11 protein-coding genes are annotated in these 15772 nt (G+C 72.3%); 4 read left to right on the top strand and 7 right to left on the bottom strand.

Features of this window, described 5'->3' with window-relative positions:
- Positions 1 to 362 precede the first annotated feature (362 nt).
- The gene (locus tag JW613_RS17510; protein ID WP_099878389.1) at positions 363 to 812 is read left to right on the top strand and encodes a PTS sugar transporter subunit IIA; all 450 of its coding nucleotides are present in this window, start codon (positions 363 to 365) and stop codon (positions 810 to 812) included.
- Positions 813 to 939: 127 nt separating this feature from the next.
- Positions 940 to 2610 carry a phosphoenolpyruvate--protein phosphotransferase gene (gene ptsP / locus JW613_RS17505; protein WP_209211740.1) on the top strand — a complete coding sequence of 557 codons (1671 nt, stop codon included), beginning with the start codon at positions 940 to 942 and terminating at the stop codon, positions 2608 to 2610.
- An 86-nt stretch (positions 2611 to 2696) separates the two neighbouring features.
- On the opposite strand, the gene JW613_RS17500 is transcribed toward ptsP, so the two are convergent.
- Entirely contained in the window at positions 2697 to 4736 is a 2040-nt protein-coding gene (locus JW613_RS17500; protein ID WP_209211739.1) for an acetoacetate--CoA ligase, read from the bottom strand.
- A gap of 201 nt (positions 4737 to 4937) precedes the next feature.
- Between JW613_RS17500 and JW613_RS17495 the strand changes: the two genes are divergently transcribed.
- A complete protein-coding gene (locus JW613_RS17495; protein WP_209211738.1) occupies positions 4938 to 7376 on the top strand; it encodes a glycoside hydrolase family 31 protein in 2439 nt (812 codons plus the stop codon).
- A 25-nt stretch (positions 7377 to 7401) separates the two neighbouring features.
- Here JW613_RS17495 and JW613_RS17490 read toward each other — a convergent pair whose 3' ends face one another.
- Both JW613_RS17490 and JW613_RS17485 read right to left on the bottom strand, forming a co-directional pair.
- Positions 7402 to 8217, bottom strand: coding sequence for an SAM-dependent methyltransferase (locus JW613_RS17490; protein ID WP_209211737.1), 816 nt, complete (start codon positions 8215 to 8217; stop codon positions 7402 to 7404).
- 211 nt (positions 8218 to 8428) lie between these two features.
- Positions 8429 to 9274 (bottom strand): M15 family metallopeptidase, encoded by an 846-nt coding sequence (locus tag JW613_RS17485; protein ID WP_209211736.1) that lies wholly within the window; start codon positions 9272 to 9274, stop codon positions 8429 to 8431.
- 542 nt (positions 9275 to 9816) lie between these two features.
- On the opposite strand from JW613_RS17485, the gene glpK reads away from it, so the two are divergent.
- Positions 9817 to 11322 carry a glycerol kinase GlpK gene (gene glpK, locus JW613_RS17480; RefSeq protein ID WP_209211735.1) on the top strand — a complete coding sequence of 502 codons (1506 nt, stop codon included), beginning with the start codon at positions 9817 to 9819 and terminating at the stop codon, positions 11320 to 11322.
- Positions 11323 to 11355: 33 nt separating this feature from the next.
- Here the strand turns inward: glpK and JW613_RS17475 are convergent, their stop codons facing one another.
- Genes JW613_RS17475 through JW613_RS17460 form a run of 4 tightly spaced genes read right to left on the bottom strand, consistent with a single transcriptional unit; the run spans position 11356 to position 15610 of the window.
- Positions 11356 to 11961 (bottom strand): GTP-binding protein, encoded by a 606-nt coding sequence (locus tag JW613_RS17475; protein WP_209211734.1) that lies wholly within the window; start codon positions 11959 to 11961, stop codon positions 11356 to 11358.
- Positions 11942 to 12379, bottom strand: a complete 438-nt coding sequence (locus tag JW613_RS17470; RefSeq protein WP_209211733.1) for a DUF742 domain-containing protein — start codon at positions 12377 to 12379, stop codon at positions 11942 to 11944. Before JW613_RS17470 ends, JW613_RS17475 begins: the two co-directional genes overlap by 20 nt.
- A 58-nt stretch (positions 12380 to 12437) precedes the next feature.
- Entirely contained in the window at positions 12438 to 12884 is a 447-nt protein-coding gene (locus tag JW613_RS17465) for a roadblock/LC7 domain-containing protein (protein ID WP_209211732.1), read from the bottom strand.
- Positions 12881 to 15610, bottom strand: a complete 2730-nt coding sequence (locus tag JW613_RS17460; RefSeq protein ID WP_209211731.1) for a sensor histidine kinase — start codon at positions 15608 to 15610, stop codon at positions 12881 to 12883. Before JW613_RS17460 ends, JW613_RS17465 begins: the two co-directional genes overlap by 4 nt.
- Between the last annotated feature and the right edge of the window lie 162 nt (positions 15611 to 15772).

The raw sequence follows: 15772 nt of genomic DNA, 5'->3' as shown, positions 1-15772 counted from the left end.
GCTTCTTCCCAAGCCTACCACCGTGATTTCGGTGGTCCGAAACCGTTCCGCGGCGAAGCGCGACGGATCGCAAACCGAAATCGGTAGGTCTTGGGAGGTGCTGCCGACACCCTCGGTGCCCGGCAGGCATACGACGGTACAGCGGTCCGCGCGACAGAGGCAAATCGGTTCTGCGCAGCAGCAGCCGGCCGCCCGCGCCCGGACCGTCGCAACACTGCGCCGACGAGGTGCGACGCCGGGTAGCGGTGCGGTCGCGCCTCTTGCGGAATCAGCTGTTCCTATGACTTACGCTTCTGCACGGTGCGCCGTCCTGGACAGGTAGCGACGGCGGCTGATCGAGACTCCGCCCCTGGGAGGTCCCCATGACCACCGTGTCGTCCCCGCTGACCGGACGCGCCATCGGCTTGGCCGCTGTACCGGATCCGGTGTTCTCCGGTGCGATGGTGGGCCCCGGTACCGCCGTCGACCCCGTGCGGGAGCGCACGGAGGCCGTGGCGCCCGTCGACGGAATCGTCGTCTCGCTGCATCCGCACGCGTTCGTGGTGGTGGACTCCGAGGGGCACGGGGTGCTCACGCATCTGGGGATCGACACCGTGCAGCTGAACGGGGAGGGATTCGAGCTGCTGGCCGCCAAGGGGGACACCGTCACCCGTGGGCAGCCCGTGGTGCGCTGGGACCCGGCGGCCGTGGAGGAGAAGGGAAAGTCCCCCATCTCTCCGGTCATCGCCCTGGAGGCCACCGCTGAAGCGCTCGGTGACGTGCTGGAGGACGGTGACGTCGAGCGCGGACAGGCGCTCTTCGGCTGGAGCTGACGTACGGGCCCGGCCCCTTTCCCTTGTCATCCTCCACGCGTCACCGGGAGTCCCCTCCTGCGCGTGCGCGGGCCGGGCGGAAACGACTGCGGTGGTCTGAGGCCGCCGCCGAGCGGAGACGGGTGAGATGGACACAACGCTTCGAGGCGTGGGCGTGAGCCACGGGGTGGCGATCGGCGAGGCGCGGCACATGGGCACGGCCGTGCTGGAGCCCCCGGCCAAGCAGATCGCCGCCGATGAGGCGCCGCGTGAGCAGCAGCGGGCGCGGCAGGCCGTGGAGGCCGTCGCCGCCGACCTGGTCGCCCGGGGAAATCTCGCCGGCGGTGAGGCGCAGGCCGTCCTGGAGGCACAGGCCATGATGGCCCAGGACCCCGAGCTGATGGCCGACGTGGAGCGGCGGATCACCGTGGGCAGTACGGCTGAACGCGCGGTCTACGACGCGTTCGCCGCCTATCGTGCGCTGCTGGCCCAGGCGGGCGACTACCTGGCGGGCCGGGTGGCGGACCTGGACGATGTGCGGAACCGTATCGTCGCCCGGCTGCTGGGCGTCCCGATGCCGGGCGTGCCGGACAGCGACCGGCCGTACGTCCTGATCGCGCGGGATCTGGCGCCGGCTGACACGGCCCTGCTCGACCCGGCGCTGGTGCTGGGGTTCGTGACCGAGGAGGGCGGGCCGACCAGCCACAGCGCGATCCTCGCGCGGGCGCTGGGTGTGCCTGCCGTGGTGGCGCTGCCGGGCGCGGGTGAGCTGGCCGAGGGCACGGTCATCGCGGTGGACGGCAGCACCGGCGAGGTCATGGTGAACCCGACGGACGCGGAGCGGGAGGAGCTGACGCGGGCCGCCGAGGAGCGGAAGGCGGCCGTGGAGGCGGCCAACGGCCCGGGGGCGACGTCGGACGGGCACAAGGTGCCGCTGTTGGCCAATGTGGGCGGTCCCGGTGATGTGCCGGCTGCCGTGGAGGCCGGCGCGGAGGGCGTGGGGCTGTTCCGTACGGAGTTCTTGTTCCTGGACGACAGCGAGCGGGCGCCGTCGGAGGAGAAGCAGGTCGAGGCGTACCGGCAGGTGCTGGAGGCGTTCCCGGAGGGGCGGGTCGTGGTGCGCGTGCTGGACGCGGGCGCCGACAAACCGCTGAGCTTCCTGACGCCCGCCGACGAGCCGAACCCCGCGCTGGGTGTGCGTGGGCTGCGGACGCTGCTGGACCATCCCGAGGTGCTGCAGGGGCAGCTGCGGGCGCTGGCGAAGGCCGCCGAGGGGCTGCCGGTCTACCTCGAGGTCATGGCGCCGATGGTGGCGGACAGGACGGACGCGCGGGCGTTCGCCGACGCCTGCCGGGAGGCGGGGCTGAGCGCCAAGTTCGGCGCGATGGTGGAGATCCCGTCGGCTGCGCTGCGAGCGCGTTCGGTGCTGCAGGAGGTGGAGTTCCTGTCGTTGGGCACCAACGATCTGGCGCAGTACACCTTCGCCGCTGACCGGCAGGTCGGGGCCGTCTCCCGGCTGCAGGACCCCTGGCAGCCGGCGCTGCTGGACCTGGTGGCGATCTCGGCGGAGGCCGCGCAGGCGGAGGGCAAGAGCTGCGGCGTCTGCGGCGAGGCGGCCTCCGACCCGCTGCTGGCGTGTGTGCTGGCGGGGCTGGGGGTGACGAGCCTGTCGATGGGTGCCTCGGCGATCCCGTTCGTCAGGGCGCAGCTCGCCAAGCACACGCTGGCCCAGTGCGAGCGTGCGGCAGCTGCCGCACGGGCGGCCGACAGCGGTCCGGACGCGCGTGCTGCGGCGCAGGCGGTGCTGTCCGGGGAGTGATCCGGCCGGTCCACCGAAGCGGTGAGGGCCGCTCCGCTGCTGCGGGGCGGCCCTCATGGCGTGCCGGGGTCAGGACGTGCGGGGTGTCAGGAGCTGCGTTCGCGGGCGATCTTCTCGTAGAAGCGGAGGAGTTCGGCGTTGTCGACGGAGCCGGGGTTGACGGCCTTCTCCATGGCGGTGCCCTGGAGGAGCCGTTTGACGGGTACTTCCAGGCGCTTGCCGGTGAGGGTGTGCGGGACGGCGGGGATCTCGATGATCTCGTCGGGCACGTGGCGGGGCGAGAGGCTGTGCCGGATGGTCTGCTTGACGCGGTCGCGCAGCGCGTCGTCGAGGACGGCGCCTTCGGCGAGGTGGACGAACAGCGGCATCCAGTAGCCGCCGTCGGGCTGTTCGACGCCGATGACGAGGGATTCGCGGATCTCGGGAAGGCGCTCGACCGCCTCGTAGATGTCGGCGGAGCCCATCCGGACGCCCTGGCGGTTGAGGGTGGAGTCGGAGCGGCCGTGGATGACGACCGTGTTGCGACTGGTGAGGGTGATCCAGTCGCCGTGCCGCCAGACGCCGGGGTACATGTCGAAGTAGCTGTCGTGGTAGCGGGAGCCGTCGGGGTCGTTCCAGAAGTGGACGGGCATGGAGGGCATGGGCTGGGTGACGACCAGTTCGCCGACCTCGTCCACCAGTGGCTGCCCGTGCGGGTCCCAGGCGGCGAGGTCGGTGGCCAGGGACGGGGCCTGGAGTTCGCCCGTGTGCACGGGGAGTGTGGGCACGGCGCCGGCGAAGCAGCTGCACACGTCGGTGCCGCCGCTGACGGAGGCGATCCACATGTCGGGCGAGACCTCGTCGTGGATCCAGCGGAATCCGTCGGGCGGCAGCGGGGAGCCGGTGGTGGCGACGCACTTCACCCGACTGAGGTCGAAGTCGCGGCCCGGGTGGACGTCGGCCTTGCGGCAGGCCATGACGTAGGCGGCTGAGGTGCCGTAGATCGTCGTACCGGTGCGTTCGACGACGCGCCACTGCGCTGCCGTGTCGGGGTAGCCGGGGCTGCCGTCGTAGGTGACGACCGTGGCGCCGGTCAGCAGGCCGGAGACCAGCAGGTTCCACATCATCCAGCCGGTGGAGGTGAACCAGAAGAAGCGGTCGCCGGGGCCCATGTCGTTGTGCAGGGTGAGCTGTTTGAGGTGTTCGACCAGGATGCCGCCCTGGGACTGGACGATGGCCTTGGGCAGTCCTGTGGTGCCGGAGGAGTACAGGACCCACAGCGGGTGGTCGAAGGGCACCTGTTCGTAGCGGGGTTCGGCGTCCAGGGTGGTCAGGTCCGCCCACTCCAGCGCACCTTCGGGTGCGGGGGTGTTCAGCAGTGGTACGTGGACGACGGCGCGGAGGGTGGGCAGGGAGGCGCGGAGTTCGGCGACGGTCTCGCGGCGGTCGTGCTCCTTGCCGCCGTAGCGGTAGCCGTCGACGGTGAACAGGACGACGGGCTCGACCTGCTGGAAGCGGTCCAGGACACTGCGGGCCCCGAAGTCGGGTGCGCAGGAGGTCCATACGCCGCCGACGGCCGCGGTGGCCAGCAGTGCGACGGCGGCCTGCGGGATGTTGGGCAGATAGCCGCTGACGCGGTCGCCGGGGCGGACGCCGAGGCGGCGCAGTTCCTGGGCCAGGGAGGCGACCTGGGCGCGCAGTTCTCTCCAGCTGACGGGGGTGGGCTCATGCGTCTCGTCGACGTGCAGGAGGGCGGGTCCGGCGGCGCGTGCGGGGTCGTCGGCCGGGCGCAGCGCGTGCTCGGCGTAGTTGAGGGTGGCACCGGGGAACCAGCGGGCGCCGGGCATCCGCGCGTCGGCGAGCACGGTCTCGTACGGGGTGCTGAAGCGGATGCCGGCCCATTCGGCGAAGGCGCCCCAGAAGGTCGCCAGCTGCTCGGTGGACCAGCGGTGCAGCGCGGCGTACGAGGCGACGGGGTCGGCCGGGTCGGGGGCCGGGGCTCCGTGGTGGCGGGCTGCCCAGTCCTGGAAGCGGGTGATGCGGGCCGCGGGGAAGTCGCCGGGGTCGGGCCGCCACAGCGCCTCGGGCTGCGAGGACTGGGAGGGTTGCGAGGTGTGGGCGGTCCTGTCGCTGTGCGCTGCGGTCATGGCGGCTCCCTGGCGTCCTGTACGCGTCGTCGCGTCCCTTCGCGCGGGACGATGCCATGTGATCATTCGTTGTGCCAGGGCAGGAGTCACACATCACGGCTGTGAGGAGTGTGCGCGGCCCCCAACCGATGGGGTGACCACCGGGTGAACGGCCGTTGAACAGCCCTGACGCGGACGGTTGCCGGTGGCAGGCTGAGCAGCATGGACGGGCGGGGCCTGGTGCGGTCGGTGACGGTTGTCGGTTCGGGGCAGGGGATGCGGGCGCGGGCGCTGCGTGCGGCGTGGCGCAGACGGCGGGCGGACGTGGTCGGGCTGCCCCGGCAGCGCGCGGAGCGGGCCCGTACGCCGGGTGAGGCGGCGGGTGCGGAGCCGGGGCCCGGGGGTGGGAGGGTACGGTTCGCGCGCTCGGTGCTGGAAGTGCGGGTGACGGTGGGCGGCGCGGTGTTCCTGGGGTGGGACGGTGCCCTGCCGGAGCCGTCGTACGCGCTGGCGGGCGCGGGGCCCGAGGCCGATCCGCGGGCCCGGCTGGAGCCCGACAAGGACGGCGGCTGGCGGGTGGTCTCGGAGCGGATGTTGCTGACGGTCTCCCGGCGCGGGGCCGTCGAGATGCGGACCCCGGGCGGCGCGCTGCTGCGCAGGGATCAGCCGCCCCGCTGGTGGGAGGGCGCGGCCGAGGCTGCGGCCGAGGGCGCCGCGGGTGACGCGGAGGGGCCGGAGGCCGGGGCCGGGCCGCGGTGGATGCAGCGATCGCAACTCCCGCCGGACGCGCGGTTCTTCGGGCTGGGCGGCAGAGCTGTGGGGCCCCGGCTGCGGGCGGGCACCTATCGGCTGTGGAACACCGCGGCGGGCCCGGTCGGTCCGGGTGGCGATCCGCTGTCGGTCACCATGCCGGTGCTGGTGAGCGTGGCGGACGCCGGCACGCTGCTCGTCTTCCACGACAACTCCTGGGACGGTTCGGTGACCGTTCGCGACGGCGCGGAGGGGCGGGGCTCGGGCCATGACCGGCCCGCGCGGTGCGAGGTGCGGATGAGCGGCGGTCCGATGCGGTACTGGGTGGTGGCGGGCGCGCCCTCCCGGGTGCTGCACGGCTGGGCCGCGCTGACCGGCGCCCCTGCCGTGCCGCCCCGCTGGGCGCTGGGCCACCAGCATCTGCACCGGGGGGCCGACGCGGAGTCGGAGGTGCGGCGGGTGGTGGACGGCCACCGTGAGCACGGCCTGCCGTTGAGCGCACTGCATCTTGATTCCGCATGCCGGCGGGGTACTGACCGTACGGGGGAGGCGGCCGGTTTCCCGGCGCTGCCGCGGCTGGCGGGCCGGCTGCGGGAGGCCGGGGTGCGGTTGGTGTCGGGGGTGGAGCCGGGGGTGCGGGCGGAGCCGGGCCGCCCGGTGTACGACAGTGGCAGTGCGGCCGACCTGTTCGTACGGGACGCGCGGGAGCGCACGGTGCTGGGCGGTGGGACCCGCGGTGACGTGGTCTTTCCCGACTTCACCGATCGGCGGGCGCGCAAGTGGTGGGGCGCGCTGTACGCGGAACGGCTGGAGCTGGGCTTCGCCGGGGTGTGGCACACCGGGGACGAGCCGCTGTCACTGTGCGCGTTCGGCGACCGCACGCTGCCGCGCTCGGCGCGGCATGCGCTGGAGGGCCGGGGCGGGGATCATCGCGAGGGGCACAACGTCTACGCGCTGACGATGGCCGAGGCCGGCTATGCGGGGCTGCGGGAGCTGCGGCCCGGTGAGCGTCCGTTCGTGCTCTCCCGCGCGGGGTGGGCGGGCATGCAGCGGTACGGCGGCAGCAGCGGCGCCGAGCTGGAGACCGGCTGGGCGGGGCTGCGGTCCACGCTGTCGCTGGTGCTGGGCCTGGGGCTGTGCGGGGTGCCGTACGCGGGGCCGGATGTGGGCGGTCGCAGCGGGCGCCCCTCCGCCGAGCTGTATCTGCGGTGGCTCCAGCTGGCGGCGTACCTGCCGCTGTTCCGTACGCACACCCGCGCGCACGCTCCCGGGCCCGGCGCGCCGTGGGAGTTCGGCGAGGAGGTGCTGGAGCATGTCCGCGCCGCGCTGGCGGAGCGGGAGCGGCTGCTGCCGTATCTGATGACGCTGGCTCAGCTGGCGCACCGGACGGGTGCCCCCTATGTGCGGCCGGTGTGGTGGCAGCATCCGCGGGACCGGGCGCTGCGGGACTGCGAGGACGCGTTCCTGCTGGGTGACGCGCTGCTTGTCGCGCCGGTGCTGGAGCCCGGGGTGCGGTCGCGTCCGGTGCGGCTGCCGGCCGGCCGCTGGTACGACACCCGCACCGGACACGGCCACCAGGGTCCGGCGACGGTGCGGGTGGCGGCGCCGCTGGGGCGGTTGCCGGTGCTGGCGCGTGCGGGTTCCGCGGTACCGGTTCGGGGCGCCGACAGGCAGCCGGAGCTGGAGGTGTGGCCGCCGGCGCCGGGGCGTACCGGGGGCGGGCTGCTGATCCCCGACCCGGGTGAGGGGTGGGAGCGGCCGGCCGCGGAGCGGTTCACGGTCCGCGGGGCCGACGACGGTTCCGTGGTGGTGGAGCGGGACGGTGGTGGCGCGGTGGGGTACCGGGTGCGGGTGCGGCAGCCCGTCGACCCGCCGGCCCGCCGGGACCGGACCGCTGGTCCTGGCCACTGAGCCGGGCCCGGCGGGTGTCCGTCGGTCAGTTCTTGCGGCCGACTCCCCCGTAGGCGGCGACCTCGGGCGGTTCGCCGAACGGGAGCGCCTCGGGGCGCCAGTGCGGGATGGAGACGATGCCGGGCTCCAGCAGCTCCAGCCCCTCGAAGAAGGCCGCCATCTGCTCCGGGGTGCGCGGGGTGTAGGGCACGGCACCGCTGCGCTGGTTGAACCGGCGGATGGCCTCGACGTAGGCGGGGTCCGTGGTGCTGCCGTCGTTGAAGCCGAGGTAGCTCCCGGGCGGCAGCGCGTCCAGCAGTTCGCGGGTCACGGCACGGGCCTCGTCGTGGTCGCCGACCAGACCGAGCACCCCCATCAGCATCAGTCCGACGGGCTGGTCGAAGTCGAGGGTCTCGGCGGCCTCGGCGAGGATGCGCGCCGGGTCGCGTACGTCCGCGTGCAGATAGCTGGTCGCGCCCTCGGGGGTGCTGGTGAGCAGGGCCTGGGCGTGTGCCAGGACGAGCGGGTCGTTGTCGACGTAGACGATGCGGCACTCCGGTGCCACCCGCTGGGCGATCTCGTGCGTATTGTCGACGGTGGGCAGGCCGGTGCCGATGTCGAGGAACTGCCGGATGCCCGCCTCCCCCGCGAGATGGCGTACGACGCGGCCGATGAAGGCGCGTGAATGGCGGGTTATGTCGACCATCCCGGGGAAGACCTCACAGACCTTGTCGCCTGCTTCGCGGTCGACGGCGTAGTGGTCCTTGCCGCCGAGGAGGTAGTTCCAGATCCGTGCGGAGTGCGGGACCGTGGTGTCGATCTGGCTCGCGAGCTGCTGCGCCCGCCCGATGCGGTCCGTCATGGCTGACTCCCCTGGTCGACTGGTGTGGCTGGGCTGGTGGCTGTGGTGCGGATGGTACGGGTGGCGGCGGTTCGGCCTGCTCGACCTGTCGACTCAACCTAGCGCCAAAGGCACAGCCACTGGAGCCACATGCGGGCTTTCGCCCGGTGGCTCCAGTGGCGGGCGGCCTCGGCGGCGGACGGGCTCGCCGCGCGGCCTCAGCGGCGCGAGGTCAGCGGTGCGGCCTCAGCGAGTGGCGGGAGACCGGGAAGTCGAAGTAGGTGTCCGGGAAGGTCTCCGGCTTGTGGGTGAAGTGCCACCACTCCTCGGGCAGGTTGGTGAAGCCCTGGCGCTCCAGTGTGGTCTTCAGCAGCTGCCGGTTGGAGCGCTGCTCCTCGGTGATACGGGGATCGTCGGTGTGCGAGAGGGTGTCGAAGCAGTCGAAGCCGGTGCCCATGTCGACGGAGTTGTCCGGGAACCGCTCGTCCTGGGGTGCGTAGCACGGCACCAGTGGCTCACCGGGGCGGTAGGGGCGGGTGGGCTTGGCGGGCAGCTCGACGACGGTGATGTCGACGGTGCTGCCACGGCTGTGCCCGGACTTCTCCGCGATGTAGCCGTCCTCGAAGAGCCGGCTCTTCTCGACGCGGGGGTAGAACTCGCGCTTCATCTTCTCGTCGTCCAGGTCCTCGGCCCAGCGTACGAAGTGGTCGACGGCGCGCTGCGGGCGGTAGCAGTCGTAGACCTTGAGGGTGTACCCCCGCCTCAGGAGGGAGCGCTGGGCCCTGGCGAGCGCCTTGGCGGTGTCCTCGGTGACGATGCACATCGGCCGGCGGTAGCCGTCGATGCGCTCGCCGACGAAGTTGTGCTCGGTGAAGTAGCGGATGTCCTGCCGGATGGTCGGGGCGACGTCGCGGAGCGCGACGAACTCCTCGGGCGCCTTGGGCTCGTGGCCCTGCCCGGATGCCGCCCGGGCCGCCGGGGATGCCGCCTGGGCGGCGGGGGCGGGGGCGACGAGGAGCGCTAGGAGGACGGCGGCTGCGGCGAGCGGGGCACGGGATGCGGTGCGGATGCGTCTCATGCCCCTCTCCTCTATCAGGGGTTCCCGCTCCTTCACCAGAGAACGAGCCGCCCGTGCGAGAGACCGGCGCTGTGCGGGAGAGGCCGGGACCGGGCCGCGAGAACCGGCGGCCCGAGAAGAGGAGAAGGCCGGAGAAGAGCGGAGACGAGGAGAAGTGGAGAAAAGGAGAACGGTGGCTCGGGGCCACCCCCGTCGGTCCCGTGCCACCGTTCTCGTTGTGTGTGGACGCCGGTCCCCCGGGGGCGGTTCGCATGATCGGCGGGACGTACGGGGACGTGAGGATCTGGTGACACCCCGGTGACAGTCGCGACAGGAGCGTCGCACTGGAGGCGCGAGCGTCCGGTTGTGCGCCCGGCCTTGACTGCCTCTCAGCTGGGCTGAACACTGCCGTCACGCTCATCGCGGACGCCGCCGTCATGCCGGGTGGAGCCGCCGATCGGCGGGGCCTGCGTGCTCCGATCGGCGGGGCTTCGGCGTGCTGCTCCGCAAGGCCGCATTCTGATCGTGACGTCCGAACGCACCTATCGAGGGGTCGTCAAACCATGACGGACAAGTACGTCGCTGCCATCGACCAGGGCACCACCTCCAGCCGCTGCATCGTCTTCGACCAGCAGGGCGGGATCGTCGCCGTCGACCAGCAAGAGCACCGCCAGATCTTCCCGAAACCCGGCTGGGTCGAGCATGACGCCGACGAGATCTGGACCAAGGTCCAGGCCGTGGTCGGCGGCGCGTTGGAGCGGGCGGGGCTGCGGGCCGACCAGCTCAGCGCCATCGGTATCACCAATCAGCGTGAGACGACGGTGCTGTGGGACCGGGCGACGGGCCAACCGGTGCACAACGCCATCGTCTGGCAGGACACCCGTACCTCGGCGCTCTGCACGGAGCTGGGCGGCGAGGTGGGCCAGGACCGCTTCCGGGACCGCACGGGCCTGCCGCTGGCCAGCTATTTCGCCGGTCCCAAGGTGGCCTGGCTGCTGGACAACGTACCCGGGCTGCGGGAGCGCGCGGTCAACGGCGAGATCGCATTCGGCACCATCGACTCCTGGCTGATCTGGAACCTGACCGGCGGCACCGACGGCGGCCGGCACGTCACCGACGTCACCAATGCCTCGCGCACCATGCTGATGAATCTGGAGGCGCAGGAGTGGGACCAGTCGGTGCTGGACGCGATGAACGTGCCCGCCGCCGTGCTGCCGGAGATCAGGTCCTCCTCGGAGGTGTACGGCACGGCTGTCGGGCAGCTCGCGGGTGTGCCGGTGGCCTCGGCGCTCGGCGACCAGCAGGCAGCCGTCTTCGGACAGACGTGCTACGGGGTCGGTGAGGCCAAGAACACCTACGGCACCGGTTCCTTCCTGCTGCTGAACACCGGCAACCGACCCGTGCCCAGCAAGCACGGGCTGGTGACCACGATGGGCTACCGGCTGGGCGACGAGGCGCCCGTCTACTGCCTGGAGGGCTCGATCGCCATCACCGGCGCGCTGGTGCAGTGGTTCCGTGACCAGCTGGGCTTCATCAACGACGCCTCGGAGATCGAGGGGCTGGCCGCCAGCGTGGAGGACAACGGCGGGGCCTATATCGTCCCGGCGTTCTCCGGGCTCTTCGCGCCGTACTGGCGTTCGGACGCACGCGGTGTCATCGCCGGACTGACCCGGTATGTGACCAAGGCGCATCTGGCCCGCGCCGTGCTGGAGGCGACCAGTTGGCAGACCCGCGAGGTCGTCGACGCGATGTACCAGGACAGCGGGGTGGAGATCACCACCCTGAAGGTGGACGGCGGTATGACGGCGAACAGCCTGCTGATGCAGCACCAGGCCGATGTGCTCGGCGTGCCGGTGATCCGTCCCGTGGTCGCCGAGACGACGTGTCTGGGCGCCGCGTACGCCGCCGGCCTGGCCACCGGTGTCTGGTCCGATCTGGACGAGCTGCGTGCCCACTGGAAGCGGGACGCCGAGTGGACCCCGTCGATGAGCGCGGAGGAACGCGACCGCGAGTACGCCAACTGGCACAAGGCGGTCGAACGCAGTTTCGGGTGGGAGAAGTCGGACTGAGCCGGCAGCACCGAGGCGGAAGCGGGCGCCCCGTCACCTGTCGGCAGGCGCCCGCGCAGCGGTGTGCATGGCATGCTCGACCACCGAGATGAGCACGTCCCGCGCGGACTCGCGCTGCCGCGCGTCGCACAGCAGGACCGGAATGCCCCCGTCGAGGTCGAGCGCCTCGCGGACGGTCTCGACGGGGTAGCGCTCGGCGTCGTCGAAGCAGTTGACCGCCACGGTGAAGGGAATGCCGCGCCGCTCGAAGTAGTCGATCGCGGCGAAGCTGTTCTCCAGTCGCCTGGTGTCCGCGAGCACCACGGCACCGAGCGCTCCCGTGGCCAGTTCGTCCCACAGGAACCAGAACCGGTCCTGGCCCGGGGTGCCGAACAGATACAGCACCAGTCCGTCGTTGATGGTGATGCGGCCGAAGTCCATGGCGACGGTGGTCGTGGATTTGGCCTCCACGCCCGCGATGCTGTCCACGGGACGGCTGGCCTCGGTCAGCACCTCCTCGGTACGCAGCGGTCTGATCTCGCTGACCGCCCCCACCAGGGTGGTCTTGCCGACACCGAAGCCGCCGGCCACCAGGATCTTCAGCGTGACCGGTTCGGCAGGGGCCGGCCTGTCGCCTCGCTTAGAGCGCCCGAAGACCATTGATCACCTCTCTGAGGATGCTCTCGTCCGGCAGCTCCGCCGGAGGGACGGGGCGGGTGACGCGCACCAGTTCGGCTTCCACCAGGTCGCCGATCAGGACGCGCACCACCCCCACGGGAAGGTCGAGCTCCGCGGCGACGTCCGCCACCGAGAGCGGGGAGCGGCGGCAGAGCGCGACGATGTCGAGGTGCTCGGGCACGAGCGAGTGGTCGGCCAGGAGCTTGTCCTCCTGGTGCGGCGGAAGCCCGCCTCCGGCGGCGGAGCCGGGTTCCGGCTCCGCCGCGCCCAGGTCCTCCGCGACGACGAGGGCGATGAGGTCGAGCTGTGCGCCCTCGGCACCGCTGCGGGTGCGGCCACGGGTCATCGCGTACGGCCGCACCACGGGTCCCGCCGCGTCGTCGAACCAGTGGTCCGTCATGGCCAGCCCCGCCCTCTCGCTCCCTCGTCCTCTCGACCTGTCGTACCCCGTCGTGCGGTCAGTTGGCCCCGCCGGGGTCGCCCCCGGCCGGTGTGCTGCGCGTCGGTGTGCCCAGATGCGCCCCGACGCGCTTGACCAGGAGCGTCATCTCGTAGGCGACCTGGCCGACATCGGCGTCGGCGTCGGCGAGGACGGCCAGGCAGCTGCCGTCCCCTGCCGCGGTCACGAAGAGAAACGCTTCTTCCAGTTCCACCACGGTCTGCCGTACGCCCCCGGCCCCGAAGTGGCGGCCGACGCCCTTGGCGAGGCTGTGGAACCCGGAGGCGACGGCTGCGAGGTGCTCGCTGTCCTCGCGGGTGAGTCCCTCCGAGGCGCCCCTGGCGAGGCCGTCCCCGGAGAGTACGAGCGCCTTGCGGATGCTTCCGACGCGCTGGACCAGCTCGTCGAGGAGCCAGTTGAGCTCGCCGCTTCCAGCGTTGTGCGATGCGGCGTTCGGTGCGGTCATCGACCGTCCCCTCCCGGTGTTGTTCCTGGTGCTGACTCCCCCGACTCGTACGGCTGTTCGCTCTCGCGTCTGCCGCGTTCCCAGCCGCGCTGGAGGGAGGCCATCTTGCTGCGCACTTCGTCGGCGTCGCGATCGGCGACATCCGGCGAGCTGGAGTCCTGGGTGCCCGTCCGAGACCGCGGCATGCGGGTGTCGACCGTCGGCGCGTCCGCCTTGAGCTGCGGCGCGAGGTTGGCCTGGCGCACCCGGCGCGGCAGGCCGCCGCCGCGGTCCGGCGCCGGGTCGGGCCGTGCCGCTCCGGTGGTGGCCCCGGGCCCCGGGGCGGCGTCGGCGGCGCCCTCCGGCCCGGCACCGGGCTCCGCCTCGGCGCGTGCGTCCGTACGGGGCTTCTTGCGGCGGGGCAACGGCGCGGGGCCGCTGCCGCTCGCGCGGTCGCCGGAGGCCTGGCGATCGGGGTCGACGGTGCGCCCGTTGTCGGAGACCAGCACCGGAGCGCCGGGCCGCCGACGGGGCAGCGGTGTCGGTCCACCGGGGTTCGACCCGGTCCCGGCGCCCGGCCCGGAGCCGGTGCCCGGCTCGGCGCGGGCGTCGTCCGCGCGGCCGGCGGGCGGTGCCTCGTCCCGCGTCTGGTGGTGCTGCTCGCCCGCCGGGGCGACCGAGGCGGACGTGGTACCGCGCTCGCGCCTGTGCGGGCTGCCGCGCCTCTCCCGGTGGGTGCTGTTCTCCTCCTCCACCGGCGCCTCCAGCTCGACCGGCCCGTCCAGCGGCCGGCCGGACTCCCCCGCCTCCAGGGCGGTGCGGCCGGGCGCGCGCCGGTCGTCGTCCCGGTCCGGGGTCTCGGTGAGGACGGCACCGGGGATGAGCACGACGGCGGTGGTGCCGCCGTAGGGCGAGGGCTGGAGCGAGACGCGTACGCCCTGGCGCTGAGCGAGCCGGGAGACGACGAACAGGCCGAGCCGGTCGGTGTCGGACAGTTCGAACTCGGGTGTCTCGGCCAGCCGCAGGTTGGCATCGAGCATCGCGTCGGCCGTCATGCCCAGGCCGCGGTCGTGGATCTCCAGGGTGAAGCCGTTGGCCACGCGCTCCCCCAGCACCTGCACCGCGGTGTGCGGCGGGGAGAAGACCGTGGCGTTCTCCAGGAGTTCGGCGATCAGGTGGGTCAGGTCGGCGACCGCGCTGCCGTCGACGGCGAGCCTGGGCAGCCTGCGCACCTCGATCCGCTCGTAGTCCTCGACCTCGGCGACGGCGGCCCGTACCACGTCCATCAGCTGGACGGGCTTGCGCCACTGCCGGGAGGGCGCGGCGCCGGAGAGGATGACCAGCCCCTCCGCGTGGCGGCGCATCCGGGTGGTGAGGTGGTCGAGCTTGAACAGGTCGGCGAGTTCGTCCGCGTCCTCGGTGCGGCGCTCCATGACGTCGAGGAGGGTGAGCTGGCGGTGCAGCAGGACCTGGTTGCGGCGGGCGAGGTTGACGAAGACCTCGGAGACGCCGCGGCGCATGTCGGCCTGTTTGACGGCGGCTTCGACGGCGGCCCGCTGCAGGGTGTTGAGGGCTTGGCCGACCTGGCCCATCTCGTCGGAGGGGTACTCCAGCCGGGGCGACTCGGTGTCGACGTCGACCTTGTCGCCCGCGGCGAGCCGGCGCATCACGCTGGGCAGCCGCACGTCCGCCGACTCGTTGGCCTCCTTGCGCAGCGTGTTCAGGTCGCGGACGAGGCTGCGGCCGACCCGGATGGAGATGACGAGGGAGGCGAGTACCGCCAGGAAGCCGAGCACGCCCGCGGCTGCGGCCTGTATGAGCACACGGGTGGCGACGGGGTCGACGCGCTCGTGGTACCGCTGATGGGCCTGCTTGCCCATCTTGTGCAGGTCGTCCAGGGCGGTGGTGATGGCCGAGCGCCAGCGCTCCTCGCCGACCGGCCCCTCGGTGGTGCGCGGCCCGGCGGCGATGACGGCGTCCTCATAGCTGCGCAGGGTGCGTCCGTCGGTGCCGTTCCAGTAGTTCTCGAACAGCTGCCGGTCCTCGGCGGGCAGTGCCGGCAGGTTGGTCTCGTAGGAGATGTTGCGCTCGGCGACACGGTCGGAGAGCGCGCGCTGGTCCCCGCGGGTGAACTGGCCGGCGGCGTAGGCGGCGGCCATCAGGGCGTCCTCCCGGGAGAGGTACTCACTGGCGCGGTTCACGCCGATGAGGGCACGGCCCTGCTTCTCCAGGTCGATGTCGTCGACGGCGCTGAGCGAGTTGACCAGCGCATAGGCGGAATCCACGAGTTCGTTGTACGCCTGGAAGGCGCCGCCCCGGGTGATGGTGTTCCGCTCGACACGGGAGCGGAGCGCCTTGAGCCCCTCCGCGGCTTCGAGGAAGTCGTCCAGCCGGGCCTCGGAGTCCGCGCCGAGGTCGGAGCGCAGGCTGCTGTCGTCGGCGTTGCGGCGCACCACGGCGAACTTCCGGTCGGTGGCGTGCTGAAGCTCGCGCAGCTTCGTCAGCCCGCTCGACCCGTCGGGATCGGCGACCCGGACCATGATCTCCCGGCGCTCCCGCTGGAGCGCCGCGGTCGCGTCCTCGGCCGGCTCGCCGATCTTGTGGGTCACCTCGTCCAGTCGCAGCAGGCTGTTCGCCTCGGAGGCGGTGATGTACGTCGCGAAGCCCCAGATGGACAGCAGGGAGACCAGCGGCACCAACAGCAGCACCACGATCTTCCGGCGGATGGACTTCCCGCGAAAGCGCATGGCCTCCCCTACGTCTTCCCCAGCGCATGGGGGCCTTGTACCGACAGCAAGCGGCGCGAGCTTACTACTGAGGCGCTGGCAACTCGTAGGTACGTTTGAGCGTCCGAACAGGCAATCCAGGGTGCCTCATCCTGAGTTGTCCGTCGATGCCCCGCTGGACGT

This window comes from Streptomyces smyrnaeus (assembly GCF_017676345.1).
Taxonomy (GTDB): Bacteria; Actinomycetota; Actinomycetes; order Streptomycetales; family Streptomycetaceae; genus Streptomyces; species Streptomyces smyrnaeus.
The sequence above is the reverse complement of the archived record's forward strand: the minus strand, read 5'-3'. Positions and strand labels throughout refer to the sequence as shown.

Coding starts and splice junctions, on each gene's coding strand:
- JW613_RS17510 (WP_099878389.1), top strand. CDS start 363: ATGACCACCGTGTCGTCCCCGCTGACCGGACGCGCCATCGGCTTGGCC.
- ptsP (WP_209211740.1), top strand. CDS start 940: ATGGACACAACGCTTCGAGGCGTGGGCGTGAGCCACGGGGTGGCGATC.
- JW613_RS17500 (WP_209211739.1), bottom strand. CDS start 4,736: ATGACCGCAGCGCACAGCGACAGGACCGCCCACACCTCGCAACCCTCC.
- JW613_RS17495 (WP_209211738.1), top strand. CDS start 4,938: ATGGACGGGCGGGGCCTGGTGCGGTCGGTGACGGTTGTCGGTTCGGGG.
- JW613_RS17490 (WP_209211737.1), bottom strand. CDS start 8,217: ATGACGGACCGCATCGGGCGGGCGCAGCAGCTCGCGAGCCAGATCGAC.
- JW613_RS17485 (WP_209211736.1), bottom strand. CDS start 9,274: ATGAGACGCATCCGCACCGCATCCCGTGCCCCGCTCGCCGCAGCCGCC.
- glpK (WP_209211735.1), top strand. CDS start 9,817: ATGACGGACAAGTACGTCGCTGCCATCGACCAGGGCACCACCTCCAGC.
- JW613_RS17475 (WP_209211734.1), bottom strand. CDS start 11,961: ATGGTCTTCGGGCGCTCTAAGCGAGGCGACAGGCCGGCCCCTGCCGAA.
- JW613_RS17470 (WP_209211733.1), bottom strand. CDS start 12,379: ATGACGGACCACTGGTTCGACGACGCGGCGGGACCCGTGGTGCGGCCG.
- JW613_RS17465 (WP_209211732.1), bottom strand. CDS start 12,884: ATGACCGCACCGAACGCCGCATCGCACAACGCTGGAAGCGGCGAGCTC.
- JW613_RS17460 (WP_209211731.1), bottom strand. CDS start 15,610: ATGCGCTTTCGCGGGAAGTCCATCCGCCGGAAGATCGTGGTGCTGCTG.